Consider the following 14,522-nt stretch of genomic DNA (forward strand, 5'->3'; position numbering starts at 1 on the left):
TCGTACGCTTGTTTGAACCACCATATCGACCTGCCCCACGCCGGGGCAAGGCGTCAGGTCAACTACGGGGCTCCCAGGGCCCGCCAGCCGATGTCGGTGCGGTGGAAGCCGCCCGGCCAGTCGATCCGGTCGATGGCGGCATAGGCCCGGTCGCGGGCCTCCCGGAGGGTCGCGCCACGGGCGCAGACATTGAGCACCCGCCCGCCCGCCGCGCGCAGGGTTCCGTCGGGATCGCGCGACGTGCCGGCGTGAAAGACCACGACATGCTCGCCGAAATCCCGCTCGGCGCCGCGGATGATCGAGCCGCCCAGAGGGCTGTCGGGATAGCCGTCGGCCGCCAGGACCACGCAGATCGCCGCCTCGTCGCGCCACTTGGGCTCCGGCAGCGCGGCCAAGGTGCCGTTGGCGCAGGCCAGCAGGTAGGGGACCAGGTCGCTCTCCAAGCGGAGCATCAGCACCTGGCACTCCGGATCGCCGAAGCGGACATTGAACTCCACCAGCTTGGGCCCGTCGGCCGTGGCCATCAGCTCGACGAACAGCACGCCCTTGTAAGGCGCCCCCTCCGCGGCGATCCCGGCGAAGGCGCGCTCGGCCAGCCGCACGCGGGTCTGTTCGATCAGCTCGGCGGTGAAGACCGGGGCCGGCGAATAGGTCCCCATGCCACCCGTGTTGGGGCCGAGTTCTCCGTCATAGGCGCGCTTGTGGTCCTGGGCCTGGCCGAACACCATGGAGTCCTTGCCGTCGCAGAGGGCGAACAGCGAGCCGATCTCGCCCTGCAGGAACTCCTCGATCACCACCCGCGCCCCCGCCGCGCCAAACCGGCCCCCCAGGGCGTCGTCGATGGCGGCGTGGGCGGTGGCGAGATCCTCGGCGATCACCACGCCCTTGCCGGCCGCCAGGCCGTCGGCCTTGATCACGTAGGGCGGCTGGAAGCCGGCCAGCGCCGCCTTGGCCTGGTCCGCATTCTCGCAGACCGCATAGGCCGAGGTCGGCAGGCCATGACGATCGGTGAAGGCCTTGGTGAAGGCCTTGGAGCTCTCGAGCTGGCCAGCCTGGGCCACTGGGCCGAAACAGGGGATGGCGGCTTGGTTCAGAGCATCGGCGAGGCCGGCCTCAACGGTCACCTCCGGCCCGATGACCACCAGGTCGGCGGCGATCTCGCGGGCCAGGTCGACCAGGGCCGGGACGTCGGTCGCCTTGACCGCCCGAAGTTCGCCGAGCCCGGCCATGCCCGGATTGCCCGGCGCCATGACCAGGCGGCTGGTGAGCGGCGAGGCCGCGATCTTCCAGGCCAGGGCGTGTTCGCGCCCGCCAGAGCCGACAAGCAGGATTTTCATGAGGCCGCTTTGGCGCGCAGAGGCGCGTCGGTCAAGCCTGGGGCTGGGCGCCCAGCCAACGCTGGACCGCGCGGGCGGCGCGGGCGGAGGGGGCGTCCCCAGGCCGGCTGGGCGGCGCGGTGATCTCGAGGACGACGCCGTCCGGATCCTCGAAATAGATCGACTGCTGCGCGCCGTGGTCCTCTTCCCAGAAGCGGACCTCGGCGGCGCGCAACTTCCTGCGCCACCGGGCCAGGTCGGAAATCGACCCCTCCGCCATGGCGTAGTGCCGCACGTCCCTGGGCAGGTCCTTGTACCTGGGGCGCGGCGCGTCCTTCAGCTCCACCAGCACGATCTCGCCGCCGTCCGGCAGGGCGAAGATCATCATCAGCCAGGGATAGGAGCCCCAGTCGTCGCCCTCATGGGCGTCGACCAGCGGCAGTTCCAGGATGTCGCGATAGAAGGCGAGGCTCTTGCCCGCGTCGCGGACGGGAAACACCACGTGGTCCAGCTTCAGCATCCGGCCCTCCAAGGGAGTTCGCCCGACGATAGCACCGTTCCGCGAGCTGCGCCTACGCGTCCATGTCCAGGGAATAGCCCGCTGAGCGCACCGTGCGGATCGGGTCGGCGGCTTCCTCGCGGTTCAGCGCCTTGCGCAGCCGGCCCACATGCACGTCCACGGTGCGGGCCTCGACATAGACGTCCGAGCCCCAGACCGCGTCCAGCAGCTGCTCGCGGGAAAACACTCGGCCGGGGTGCTGCATCAGATAGTCCAGCAGGCGGAACTCGGTGGGTCCCAGGTGAATCTCCTTGCCGGCGCGCTTCACCCGGTGGGCGACGCGGTCGATGACCAGGTCGCCGATATGGACGCGGTCCTCGGCGAGGCCCGGCCGGATGCGGCGCAGCACCGCGCGGATGCGGGCCGACAGCTCGCTCATGGCGAAGGGTTTGACGATGTAGTCGTCGGCGCCGGTGTCCAGGCCGCGGATGCGGTCGCTCTCCTCGCCGCGGGCGGTGAGCATGATGATCGGCACGTTGCGGCTTTCCGAGCGCTGGCGCAGGCGGCGGCAGACCTCGATGCCGGAAATCTTCGGCAGCATCCAGTCGAGGACGATGATGTCGGGCAGGCGCTCGGAGACCAGGGTCAAGGCCTCCTCGCCGTCGGCGGCGACGGCGACCTCGTAGCCTTCCTTGTCGAGATTGTACTGCAGCAGGGTCGAGAGGGCGTCTTCGTCCTCGACCACCAGGATGTGCGGCGTCAACTAAAGCCTCCTAGACGCGCAGGGCGTCGGTCTTGGGCCGGTCGGCGGAGATCATCTCCTCGCCGGTGATCTCGTAGTGGATGATCTCGGCGATGTTGGTGGCGTGGTCCCCGATACGCTCGAGGTTCTTGGCGACGAACAGCAGGTGGGCGCAGGCGGTGATCGTGCGAGGATCGCCCATCATGTAGGTCAGCAGCTCGCGGAACAGGCTGTTGTAGTGCTCGTCCACCTCGTCGTCCCGCGTCCAGACGGCGAGCGCCCGGTCGAGGTCGGAGCCCGTATAGGCGTCCAGCACATCCTTCAGCCGGCCCAGCACCAGCCGACCCATGCGTTCGATGGAGCGGGTCAGCGGGGTGATCGGCTCGGCCTCGGTCAGCACCAGGGTGCGCTTGGCGATGTTCTTGGCCAGGTCGCCGCAGCGCTCGAGGTTGGAGGCGATCTTCATCGCGGCCACGGTCTTGCGCAGATCGTTGGCCATGGGTTGGCGCAGGGCGATGAGGCGGATGGCCTTTCGCTCGATATCGGCCTCCAGGACATCCAGCCGCTCGTCGCGGCCGACCACCAGTTCGGCGGCGGCCTGGTCGCGCTTGACCACGGCGTCGATGGCCTCGCTGACCTGAGCCTCGCAGAGGCCGCCCATGCGGGCGCACTCAGCCGTGAGGGTGTTCAGCTCGTCTTCGTAGGATTTGACGATGTGCTCGCTCATGACGCCCTCTAGCCGAACCGGCCGGTGATGTAGTCCTGGGTGCGGTTGTCCCGGGGGTTGGTGAACATCTCGCCGGTCGGACCGGCCTCCACCAGCTTGCCCAGGTGGAAGAAGGCGGTCTTCTGCGAGACCCGCGCGGCCTGGGCCATGGAGTGGGTGACGATGACGATGCAATACTGGTTGCGCAGCTCGTCGATCAGCTCCTCGATCCGCGCCGTGGCGATCGGGTCCAGCGCCGAGCAGGGCTCGTCCATCAGGATGACCTCGGGCGAGACGGCGATGGCCCTGGCGATGACCAGGCGCTGCTGCTGACCGCCTGAGAGGCTCGTGCCTGGCTGGTGCAGCCGGTCGGCGACCTCGGCCCAGAGGCCGGCGCGCTTCAGCGAGCTCTCGACGATGGCCTCCAGCTCGGCCTTGCCGCTGGCCGTGCCGTGGATGCGCGGGCCGTAGGCGACGTTCTCGAAGATGGTTTTGGGGAACGGGTTCGGCTTCTGGAACACCATGCCCACCCTGGCGCGCAGCACCACCGGATCGATCGACTTGTCGTTGATGTCCTCGCCGTCCAGCTCAATGCGGCCCTTCACCTTGCAGCCCGGGATGGTGTCGTTCATCCGGTTGATCGAGCGCAAGAAGGTGGACTTGCCGCAGCCCGAGGGGCCGATCAGGGCGGTGACCGCCTTTTCCGGCACGTCGAGCCCGACGTCGAACAGGGCCTGTTTGTCGCCGTAGAAGACGTTGACGTCGCGGGCGCGGATCTTGATCCCGCCGACAGGGGCGGCGGCGTGGACGCGGTCCACGGCGATATGCACGGGCGCCTCGGCGTGGGCGGCGACGTCATCGCGCTGACTGGGCATCGGAGACCTCGAAGAAGGGTTCATGGCTACCACCGCCGCTCGAAGCGGCGCCTCACGAGAATGGCGGTGAGGTTCATGACGATCATGAACACCAGAAGGACGATAATGGCCGCGGCCGTGCGCTCGTGGAAACCACGCTCGGACGCGGTCTCCCAGATGAACACCTGAACGGGCAGGACGGTGGCCGAGCCGGTTAGGCTTTCGGGCACGCCGGGCACGAAGGAGACCATGCCGATCATCAGCAGCGGCGCGGTTTCGCCCAGGGCGTGGGCCAGGGAGAGAATGGCGCCGGTCATGACGCCCGGCATGGCCAGCGGCAGGACATGGTGGAAGACCGTCTGGGTGCGCGAGGCGCCGACGCCCAGCGCCGCTTCGCGGATCGAGGGCGGCACGGCCTTCAGCGCCGAGCGCGTGGCGATGATCACCGTCGGCAGGGCCATCAGGGCCAGGACGAGCCCGCCGACCAGGGGCGAGGAGCGCGGCACGGCCAGCCAGTTGATGAACACCGCCAGGCCGAGCAGGCCGTAGACGATGGAGGGCACCGCGGCGAGGTTGTTGATGTTGACCTCGACGATGTCGGTCCAGCGGTTCTTCGGCGCGAACTCTTCCAGGTAGGTCGCCGCCAACACCCCGATGGGCACCGCGAGGAAGGCGGTGACGAACAGCATCATCAGCGACCCGACGATGGCGCCCAGGACCCCTGCCTGCTCCGGCTCGGTGGAGTCGGACCGGGTCAGGAAGCCGAAATTGAAGCCCGACTTGATCGCGCCGGCCGCCTGCAGTTCGTCCAGCCAATCGAGCTGCTGGTCGTCCAGCTTGCGGCTGTCCTGCGGCGTCGAGCGCTTGATCTCGCCCTTGTAGTAGAGGCTGGCGTCCGACTTCACCGGGCCGGTGACGGTCACTCGCTTGCCGATGACCGAGGGATCGGCGCGGACCTGCTTCAGCAGCTGGAAGCCCAGGTCGTTCGACATGATCTCGAGGACCTTGCCGGATTTCTCGCCGTACTCGTCGTCGGTCTCGCCCAGGGTCGCCAGCAGGGACTGGGCGACCATCTGGTCGTAATTGGCGCCGCCGATGTCGGCCCGGTCGATCTTGGCCGGGTCCAGATAGACCGAGACGCTGATCTGGTTGTCGATGAACGTCGTGTAGCCCTGGTGGATGATCCGGCCCAGCAGCACGGCCAGGAACGACAGGGCCACGATGATGGCGATGCGGCCATAGAGGCGGAATCGCCTCTCCTCGGCGTGGCGCCGCTTTAGGCGGGCTTCGACGAGCCGGCGCAGGTCGGTCGCCGCCGCGGTCGGGAGGGTCGCGTCAGTCATACTGTTCCCGATATTTCTGCACGATACGCAGGGCCACGATGTTCAGCATCAGGGTCACGACGAAGAGCGTGAGGCCCAAACCGAAGGCCGCCAGGGTCTTGGGACTGTCGAACTCCTGGTCGCCGGTCAGCAGGGTGACGATCTGCACGGTGACCGTGGTGACCGTGTCGAGCGGATTGAGCGTGGTCTTGGCCTGCAGGCCGGCGGCCATGGTGACGATCATGGTCTCGCCCACGGCCCGCGAGATCGCCAGCAGCAGGGCCGCCATGATCCCGGGCAGGGCGGCGGGCAGCACCACCTTCTTGACCGTCTCCGAGCGCGTCGCGCCCATGGCCAGGCTGCCGTCGCGCAGGGACTGCGGCACGGCGTTGATGATGTCGTCCGACAGGGAGGAGACGAAGGGGATAAGCATGATGCCCATCACCGCCCCGGCGACGAGCGCCATCTGGTTCTGGACCTGCATCAGGTACAGGCCGACCCCGTCCATCGGGCCGCCGACCAGCATGCCGCCGATCCAGTTGAAGAAGCTGCGGAACAGCGGTCCCACCGTCAGGGCGGCGAAGAAGCCGTAGACCACCGTGGGCACGCCCGCGAGGATCTCCAGCATCGGCTTGACCACCGAGCGGGTCCAGGGACTGGCGTATTCGGAAAGATATATCGCCGAATAGAGGCCGATGGGCGCGGCCACGGCCATGGCGATGATCATGATCAGGAAGGTGCCGACGAACAACGGCACGGCCCCGAACGCCCCCGAGGTCGCGTACTGGTCCGTCCGCATGGCGATCTGGGGGTCCCACTCGGTCCCGAACAGGAACTGCAGCGGGGGCACGGCCTGGAAGAAGCGCCAACTCTCCCAGACGAGGGAAGCCACGATGCCCACCGTGGTGAGCACGGCTGTGACCGAACAGACGATAAACAGGGCCGCGATCCAGCCCTCCACGCGGTTGCGGGCGCGGAACTGGACTCCGATTCTCGGATAGGCCAGGGCGGCGCCGGCCAGCGCCAGGACCGCCGCCAGGGAGAGCGCCCCGTAGTCGATCATCCGTTGGAGCTGGCTGGAACGGGCGACCTTGGCGTCGAGCGCCGTCTTCAGGTCACCGGCGTAGGGAGTCTCGCTGGGCTGGCCGCCGCGGGCCAGGGCGCGGGCGTCGTCATAGAAGACGTCCTGCTGCGGCGCGGTCAGGGCCTGGACGGCGGCGGGGGCGTCGAGGCGCAGCAGGCCGGCCTCGAGCCGTCCGCCGAACATGGCGATCATCAGCACCAGCAGGGCGGCGGGAACGCCCGCCAACAGGGCCGCGTAGGCGCCGTGGTAACCGGGAAGCGAATGCAGGCTCGACGTCTTGCCGCCAGCCACGGCCACGGCGCGACGCCGCGCGGCCATATAGGCGGCGATGGAGAAGAGGGTCAGCGCCGCCAGAGCGAGCCAGGTGAGCATCGGAAGTCCCAGCTACTGGAGCCGCGCGGGAGCCATCCCCCGTCCACGCGGCCGGAAACTGCCTGGGGATTGCTGTCGCTGTACGACGGATTCAAGACAGTTTTGTAACAGCGCCCTCGGCCGACGGGCGGACGTCGGCGCCTTGCACGCCCCGCTGCATCGGAAAATAGGCGGTGAAGGTCGCCCCCTCTCCCAGCACGCTTTCCACGACCAGTCCGCCGCGATGGCGGTTCATGATGTGTTTGACGATGGCCAGGCCCAGGCCGGTGCCTTGGCGCTCACCGCTCTTCTGGCCCTCCACCCGGTAGAACCGCTCGGTGAGCCGGGGCAGGGTTTCCCGCGCCAGGCCGACCCCAGAATCGCTGACCTGCAGGGCGGCGTAGATGTCCGGGCCGTGATCGGGCGTGAGCAGCGACATCCGCGAGGCCGCGGGGTTGCGCGCGGCGGCGGCGGCCTCGAGCGTCAGGCCGGCGCGCAGGGAGATCCGCACGGTGGCGCCGCGGGGCGTGTACTTGATCGCGTTGTCCACGAGGTTCTGGATCACCTGGATGATCTGGTCGCGGTCGCCGGCCACGATCGCCTCGCCCCGGCAAGGCAGGTCGGTGACCAGCTTAACGTCCCGCTCACGCACCAGCGGCGCCACCCCGTCCACCACGTCCATCACCGCGGCCGCGAGGTCGGCCTCCCCCTCCGGCGCGATGTGCTCGTTCAGCTCGATGCGGCTGAGGGACAGCAGGTCGTCGATCAGCCGGGCCATGCGCTCGGCCTGGGCCTGCATGATGCCGAGGAACTTCTCGCGCGCGCCCTCGTCGGTCCGCGCGTGGCCACGCAGGGTCTCGATGAAGCCCGACAGCGAGGCGAGCGGCGTGCGCAGTTCATGGCTGGCGTTCGCCAGGAAATCGGCCCGGGTCCGCTCCGAGCGGCGGATGTCGGTCTCGTCGCGCAGCACCAGCAGGGCGAGCCTGGCCCCGTCCGGGGCCACGCCAAGCGGCTTGGCTATGGCCCGCAGGACCCGTTCCTGGGCGCCGCGCATCTCGTAGACCGCCTCGGCGTTCATCCCGCCGAACAGGGCCTCGTCGACCGCCTCCAGCACCTGCGGGTCGCGGATCGCCGTGACCAGCAGGCCTGCGTCATATTGTATCCTGAAGGTCTCGCGCGCAGCGTCGTTAACCAGGACGAAACGTCGACCCGTGAGGTCATCGGGTTCATGCGCGGCGATCACCAGCACCGGGTCCGGCAGAGCGTTAATCAGGTTCGCATAGGGCGGTGCGTCTTCATGCGCCGCGCGGGTCGCGGCCTCGACCGCCGGGGCCAGGGCGCGGACCTGCTCGGCCACATGCCAGGCCGCCAGGCCGGTCGCGCCGGCGACCAGCAGCACCATCCAGGCGGTCAGCTGCGGATCGGCCGCGCTGGCCATCGCCAGTCCGACGATGCCCATGATTCCGGCCAGGCCAGCGGTCAGCACCGGCCAAAACGGCGCGTAGGTGGCCAGCTTCTCCGGCGTCCAAGACGGCGACAACAGCGCCAAGCGAATCTCCCGTGGGGCAAACTCCGACCTGGCCTCAAGCTTATGTCACCGCGATGACACCGACCCAAGCCGATGACGGTCGCGAGACCGGCTTGTCAGGAAATCTGCGGGGGTTTCAAGTCAATCTCTATTTTCCCGATAGGAATTATCGAGTCTATGTCCAGTCGAGTTTCGAGAAAACTCCAACAAGCCGAGGGGGCTAAAGCCATGGCGTGGAAGACCAAACTCATCGCGGGGGTCGCGGCCGCCGCGTTCGCCTGGCCGGCCATGGCCGCGGCGGACGAAGCCACCGACGCGCGCATCAAGGCGCTTGAGGAGCAATTGTCCCTGCTGCAGGGCCAGATCGCCGACCTGAAGCAGTCGACCGCCAACAACATCGCCGCGGTGCGCGCCGACGCGACCACGACCACGGTGTCGCTGGCCAACGGCCGCCCGACCATCGCGACCTCCGACGGCCGGTTCACCGCCTCGTTCCGCGGCGTGTTCCAGCTGGATACCGCCCACTACGACCAGCGCGCCGCCGGCCCGCTCGGCAGCGATTTCCGCCGTGGTTCGTTCGGCGACGCCGCCGAGAACGACCGGGCCCGCGACCTGAACGACGGCGCCAACTTCCGCCGCGCCCGGCTCGGCATCGAGGGCAAGGCCTTCGGGGACTTCGAATACAACTTCCTCTACGATTTCGGCGGCTCCGGAAACGAAGAGGCCGGCAAGATCAGCGCCGCCTGGGTGCAGTATGGCGGCCTGCCCTTCGCCAACGCCAAGATCCGCATCGGCGCCTTCTCCCCGCCCAGCGGCCTCGAGGAGGCGGTCTCGACCAACGGCTCGCTGTTCGCCGAGCGCGCCTCGCCCTCCGAACTTGTGCGCGGCATCGCCGCGGGCGACGGCCGCACGGCCGCGGCCTTCCTGGCCAGTGGCGACAACTGGACCGCCACAGCGGCCATCACCGGCAACATCATCGGCGTCCAGACCTTCGACGAGCAGACGGCCTTTGTCGGCCGGCTCTCCTTCGTGCCCTTCCGCCGCGACGACAGCCTGATCCACCTGGGGGTGAACACCTCCATCGTGATCAATCCGGCCGCCAGCGGGCCTGACGTGGCCGGAACAGCGGTCACGGCGATAAGGCTGCGCGATCGCCCGGAAATCCGCGTCGACGGCACACGCCTGGTCGACATCGGCAATATCGACGCCGACGGCCTGACCGCCATCGGCGCGGAGTTCGGCGCCCAGTGGAAGAATTTCTACGTCCAGTCGGAGTACTTCGACATCGACGTGGACCGGAAGGGCGCGCTGGGCGATCCCGACTTCTCCGGCTGGTACGCGCAGGCGGGCTGGACCATCACCGGCGAGGCGCGCCGCTACAGCAACGCCACTTTCGACGCCCCGCGCCCCGCCAAGCCGTTCGACCTCAAGACCGGCGACTGGGGAGCCTGGGAACTCGGCCTGCGTTACTCCAAGCTGGACTTGAACTACCTCGCGGGAGCCCCCGGCACGGCCGCCGTGGCGGGCGCCATCCGCGGCGGCGAACAGGAGATCTTCACCCTGGGTCTCAACTGGTACGTCAACAACGTCCTGCGCTTCCAGGCGGCCTATCAGGATGTCTCCGTCGATCGACTGTCGCCGGGCGGCACGGCCTTCACGGCCGGCTCCACGCCCCCGGCCGGGGCCCAGGTCGGTCAGGACCTGAAGATCTACTCGTTACGCACCCAGTACGCGTTCTGACGACGGGCGGCGCCCGGCGCCGCCCCCAGTTGCTTCGACATCAACGCCCTTACGCCGAGCCTCAGAACAAGGACCTCGCTCGATGACTCATGACTTGAAGCTCCCCTCTCGCCGCGGTGTCGTCGCGGGCGCCGCCGCCGCCGCGGGACCGGCGCTCCTGGCGAGCGCCGCGGCCGCCCAGGGCAAGGCCAAGCCCATCACCCTGCTGAACGTGAGCTACGACCCGACGCGTGAACTCTACAAGGACATCAACGCCGCCTACGCCAGGTACTGGAAGGACAAGGTCGGCCAGGACCTGGCGATCAGCCAGAGCCACGGCGGATCGGGCAAACAGGCGCGCTCGGTCATCGACGGATTGCAGGCCGATGTGGTGACCCTGGCGCTCGCCTACGACATCGACGAAATCGCCCAGAGGGCCAAGCTTCTGCCGGCCAACTGGCAGTCGCGCCTGCCCAACAACTCCACGCCCTACACCTCGACCATCGTGTTCCTGGTCCGCAAGGGCAATCCTTGGAAGATCAAGGACTGGGGCGACCTGATCAAGCCGGGGATCGACGTCATCACCCCCAATCCGAAGACCTCGGGCGGGGCGCGGTGGAACTACTTAGCGGCCTGGGCCTGGGCTCAGAAAAACGGCCGCAATCCCCAGGCGTTCGTCCAGGAACTTTTCAAGCATGTGCCGGTGCTCGACACCGGGGCCCGCGGAGCCACCACCACATTCGTCCAGCGGGGCATCGGCGACGTGTTGCTGTCCTGGGAGAACGAGGCCCATCTGGCCATCGAGGAACTGGGCCCCGGCAAGGTCGATATCGTCGTCCCGTCGCTGTCGATCCTGGCCGAACCGCCCGTGGCGCTGGTCGACAAGGTGGTCGACCGCAAGAAGACCCGCACCGTCGCCGAGGGCTACCTGAACTTCCTCTACAGCCCCATCGCCCAGGACCTGATCGGCAAGAATCACTACCGGCCGCGCAGCGCCGAGGCGGCGGCGAAATACGCCTCCAAGTTCCCGAAGATCCCGCTCGTCACCATCGACGACAGCTTCGGCGGATGGAAGAAGGCCCAGGCGACCCACTTCGCCGACGGCGGCGTTTTCGACAAGATCTACAAGCCGGGCTGACGAGCCCGGCTTGACCAAAGGGCGCGGAAATCCCCTCCGCGCCCTTTTCCGTGCGCGCAACTTGGGCCGGGCGGGACCGTTTGAGCAGGCATGAACCTCTCCGCCGCCGACCTGATCGGGACCGCCGCCGCCGTCTGCTCGATGGGCAGCTTCCTCCCCCAGATCATCAAGATCTGGCGCGAGCGCGACGCCAGCTCGGTGTCGCTACGGATGTATGTGGTCACCGTGACGGGTTTCATCCTGTGGACCGCCTATGGGGTCCTCATCCAGAGCTGGCCGGTGACGGGCGCCAACGCCGTCTGCCTGACGTTCGCGGCGGTCATCCTGACGCTGAAGTGGCGATTCCGGGACCGGGCGGCGAGCTAGGGTCGCACCCGGTTGGCGCCGGCCGCGTGGCCCATTAGATTGGCGCGAATTCGCGCGCCCGCCCGGGCGAAGCACCTCCCCAACTCGCCGCCGCCGGCGCCTCGGACCTCCGAGCCCCGGCGCGTGACAGGAACGCCGGATGTCGATGGAAAGGTTCGCCGAGGCCGAGGCCGCCTTCAAGGCGGGTGACGCAGGGCGGGGTATCGCACTTACCGAGGCCGAGCTCGAGGCCGACCCCAAGGCGCCCCTGGCGCTCTACAAGAACTTCGGCGGTCTGCTGTTCCGCAAGCAGCTCTACGCGCAGACCGAACGCTGGATGAGGGCGGGTGTCGGGGTCTATCCGCGCGACCTCGACCTGTGGAATTTCCTGGGCGTCGCCCTGCGTCGCCTGGGACGCCACGACGAGGCGATCAAGGCCCTGACCCAGGCCGAGAAGCTCAATCCCAAGAGCGCCGCGGTGCTCAGCAACAAGGGCAACGTCTACAACGACGTGAAGAACGGCCCGGCGTCGGTGGAGACCTTCACCAAGCTGGTGCGCCTGCAGCCCACCGTCGCCGAGTACCAACGGGGGCTGGGCCGGGGCTACTGGTATTCCGGCGACCTGGACAAGGCCATCATGCGGTTCAACCTCGCCGCCAAGCTGAAGCCCGACCTGATCGACGCCTGGCTGGACCTCACGGCGGTGATCTCCGAACACCAGGGCCCGATCGAAGCGTTGGCGGTCTACGACCGCGCCATCGCGGCCAATCCGGACAACGTCAAGCTGCGCGAGGCCAAGGGCCTGGCCCTGCGCCGCGGCGGCAGGCTGCGCGAGGCCGAGACCTACTTCACCGAACAGCTGGCCCAGCATGGCGACCAGGCCTGGATCCATTTCAATCTCGGCGGGACGATCATCGACTACGATCGCCAGCGCGGGAACGCCCACTTCGAGAAGGCCGTCGAGCTCGATCCCACCAAGACTGAGTACCGGCTGGCCCTGGCCGAGAGCCTCGGCCGCACCCGCTATGGCGACGAGTCCGAGCACCTGGAGCGGGCCTATGAGGTCCTGAAGGGCGCCATCACCGAGGGTGAGACCCTGGCGGCCGCGCCGCTGAAGGTGGCGATGGAGATCATCGTGCGCCTGGCCGACTACGACCGCATCGACGCCCTGGGCAGCTTCACCGAGATCGGCGACCGCTGGGTCGCCGCCGGCCGCCACACGGCCCTATTGAGCCACCTGGCGCGGGTGCGCACCCCGCAGGACCGGCTGGAGCTCGTCGACATGCATCGGCGCTGGGGGGCGATGGTGGACACGGCCGTCGGCAAGTGGCCGATCCGTCGTTCGGGCCCGCGCCCGGACAACGGCAAGATCCGGGTCGGCTTCATGTCGTCGGACCTGCGCGCCCACCCGGTGGCCTATTTCGCCATGCCGCTGTTCCAGCACTACGACCGCAGCCGGTTCGAGGTCTATTGCTACTCGTACTACGAGGGCGAGACCGAGGACGTCACCCAGAAGCGTATCACCGAACTGGTCGACGTGTTCCGTTGGCGCAAGGACGTCGGCGATCATGACGCCGCCCAGATGATCGCCGACGACCAGCTCGACATGCTGATCGAGCTGGGCGGTTCGACCCACATGAACAAGATCAGCGTCATGGCCTTCAAGCCCGCGCCCCTGCAGGCGAGCTGGCTGGGCTATCCCCACTCCGCGGGGCTGGGCGCGATCGACCACCTGATCCTCGATCCCTATGTCTGCCCGCCCAACCGCGAGCTGGTGATCGAAGAGCCGCTGAAGATGCCCAAGAGCTGGATCGCCATGGGCGAGATGGCCTTCCCGCAGCGGCCGATCACCGAGACGATCCCGCAGACCCGCAACGGCTTCCTGACCATCGGCACGGCCAACAATCCCTACAAGTACAGCCGCGACATGGTGCGGACCTGGGCGCGGGTGACCGCCGCGATCCCGGAATCGCGGTTCATGTTCGTGCGGCCGGAGAGCGGCACGCCCTCGTTCCGCAAGAACATCACCGCCCTGTTCGAAGCCGAGGGGGTGGCCGCCGAGCGCCTGCGCTTCGAGGACGTCCGCGGCGCACACATGCCGTTCTACAACGAGATGGACATGTCGCTGGACACCTTCCCCCAGACAGGCGGAACCACGACCTGCGAGGCCCTGTGGATGGGCGTGCCGGTGGTCACCCTGGTGGGCGAGGCCATGTTCGAGCGACTGAGCTACTCGATCCTCACCAATGCCGGCCTCGCCGATCTCTGTGCTCGGACCGAGGACGAGTTCGTGCAGATCGCCCTGAAGCTGGCGAACGACCCCGTGCGGCGTCAGGAGCTGCGCACCGGCCTGCGCGGCATGCTGCAGGCGAGCCCGCTGGGTCAGACCCAGCAGTTCGCCGCCGACTTCTACCAGATGATCCAGGGCGCGGTGGACCGCGCCAAGGCGAGCGGAAAGATCGCGGTGGCGGCCTAGCTAGGCCGCGGCGAGTCCCTCGCGGGCCTTGGGGTCTGGCCCGAACCGGTTGTCGCCCTGGGTACCGTCCAGCAGCATGAAGACCAGCAGCACCACGACGCCCAGGAGCGGGATCAAGGCGATCAGCAACCACCAGGCCGACCTGTTGGTGTCGTGCAGCCGCCGGAAGCTGACCGCGAGCGATGGAATGAACAGGCCGAGCATCACCACGCTGAAGACCAGCATCAGCAGGCCGGCGGCCGGGTTGACGCCGACGGTCGGGTCGCCGGCCATCATCGGGCCCGCGCCCAGGATGCCCATCAGGGTGTAGAAGACGATCTCGATCCCGATGATCAACAGGCAGAACATCCAGTATTCCTTCCGCCGCGCGCGTCCGGAAAACTGCGCGTACTTGCGGATTGGCTCAAACATCATGTCCATGATCGCCCTCCCAGGTCTGATC

General features: G+C 68.1%; 13 protein-coding genes. 4 read left to right on the forward strand and 9 right to left on the reverse strand.

Features of this window, described 5'->3' with window-relative positions; all coding sequences use genetic code 11:
- Positions 1 to 62: 62 nt before the first annotated feature.
- The 8 genes from purD to M9M90_RS18150 form a co-directional block, all read right to left on the reverse strand.
- Complete coding sequence (gene purD, locus M9M90_RS18115; protein WP_254834636.1) at positions 63 to 1,337, reverse strand: phosphoribosylamine--glycine ligase; 1,275 nt, start codon at positions 1,335 to 1,337, stop codon at positions 63 to 65.
- A 31-nt stretch (positions 1,338 to 1,368) separates the two neighbouring features.
- Positions 1,369 to 1,836 carry a VOC family protein gene (locus M9M90_RS18120; RefSeq protein ID WP_254834637.1) on the reverse strand — a complete coding sequence of 156 codons (468 nt, stop codon included), beginning with the start codon at positions 1,834 to 1,836 and terminating at the stop codon, positions 1,369 to 1,371.
- A 52-nt stretch (positions 1,837 to 1,888) separates the two neighbouring features.
- The gene (gene phoB / locus M9M90_RS18125; protein ID WP_254834638.1) at positions 1,889 to 2,578 is read right to left on the reverse strand and encodes a phosphate regulon transcriptional regulator PhoB; all 690 of its coding nucleotides are present in this window, start codon (positions 2,576 to 2,578) and stop codon (positions 1,889 to 1,891) included.
- Positions 2,579 to 2,588: 10 nt separating this feature from the next.
- Entirely contained in the window at positions 2,589 to 3,284 is a 696-nt protein-coding gene (gene phoU / locus M9M90_RS18130; protein ID WP_254834639.1) for a phosphate signaling complex protein PhoU, read from the reverse strand.
- A gap of 8 nt (positions 3,285 to 3,292) precedes the next feature.
- On the reverse strand, positions 3,293 to 4,138 hold the full coding sequence (pstB, locus tag M9M90_RS18135) for a phosphate ABC transporter ATP-binding protein PstB (RefSeq protein ID WP_254834640.1): 846 nt from the start codon (positions 4,136 to 4,138) through the stop codon (positions 3,293 to 3,295).
- A 26-nt stretch (positions 4,139 to 4,164) separates the two neighbouring features.
- Positions 4,165 to 5,460 (reverse strand): phosphate ABC transporter permease PstA, encoded by a 1,296-nt coding sequence (gene pstA / locus M9M90_RS18140; protein WP_254834641.1) that lies wholly within the window; start codon positions 5,458 to 5,460, stop codon positions 4,165 to 4,167.
- Positions 5,453 to 6,895 carry a phosphate ABC transporter permease subunit PstC gene (gene pstC, locus M9M90_RS18145; protein WP_254834642.1) on the reverse strand — a complete coding sequence of 481 codons (1,443 nt, stop codon included), beginning with the start codon at positions 6,893 to 6,895 and terminating at the stop codon, positions 5,453 to 5,455. Before pstC ends, pstA begins: the two co-directional genes overlap by 8 nt.
- A gap of 91 nt (positions 6,896 to 6,986) precedes the next feature.
- Entirely contained in the window at positions 6,987 to 8,414 is a 1,428-nt protein-coding gene (locus M9M90_RS18150) for an ATP-binding protein (RefSeq protein ID WP_371876938.1), read from the reverse strand.
- A gap of 216 nt (positions 8,415 to 8,630) precedes the next feature.
- On the opposite strand from M9M90_RS18150, the gene M9M90_RS18155 reads away from it, so the two are divergent.
- The 4 genes from M9M90_RS18155 to M9M90_RS18170 all read left to right on the forward strand — a co-directional run bounded on the left by M9M90_RS18155 (position 8,631) and on the right by M9M90_RS18170 (position 14,080).
- On the forward strand, positions 8,631 to 10,142 hold the full coding sequence (locus M9M90_RS18155; protein WP_254834643.1) for an OprO/OprP family phosphate-selective porin: 1,512 nt from the start codon (positions 8,631 to 8,633) through the stop codon (positions 10,140 to 10,142).
- Between the two features lie 82 nt (positions 10,143 to 10,224).
- Positions 10,225 to 11,259 (forward strand): sulfate ABC transporter substrate-binding protein, encoded by a 1,035-nt coding sequence (locus M9M90_RS18160; protein ID WP_254834644.1) that lies wholly within the window; start codon positions 10,225 to 10,227, stop codon positions 11,257 to 11,259.
- Between the two features lie 90 nt (positions 11,260 to 11,349).
- Complete coding sequence (locus M9M90_RS18165) at positions 11,350 to 11,625, forward strand: SemiSWEET family sugar transporter (RefSeq protein ID WP_254834645.1); 276 nt, start codon at positions 11,350 to 11,352, stop codon at positions 11,623 to 11,625.
- Positions 11,626 to 11,764: 139 nt separating this feature from the next.
- The gene (locus tag M9M90_RS18170) at positions 11,765 to 14,080 is read left to right on the forward strand and encodes a glycosyltransferase family 41 protein (protein WP_254834646.1); all 2,316 of its coding nucleotides are present in this window, start codon (positions 11,765 to 11,767) and stop codon (positions 14,078 to 14,080) included.
- Here the strand turns inward: M9M90_RS18170 and M9M90_RS18175 are convergent, their stop codons facing one another.
- Positions 14,081 to 14,500 carry a DUF805 domain-containing protein gene (locus M9M90_RS18175; protein ID WP_254834647.1) on the reverse strand — a complete coding sequence of 140 codons (420 nt, stop codon included), beginning with the start codon at positions 14,498 to 14,500 and terminating at the stop codon, positions 14,081 to 14,083.
- Between the last annotated feature and the right edge of the window lie 22 nt (positions 14,501 to 14,522).

This window comes from Phenylobacterium sp. LH3H17, assembly GCF_024298925.1.
Taxonomy (GTDB): domain Bacteria; phylum Pseudomonadota; class Alphaproteobacteria; order Caulobacterales; family Caulobacteraceae; genus Phenylobacterium.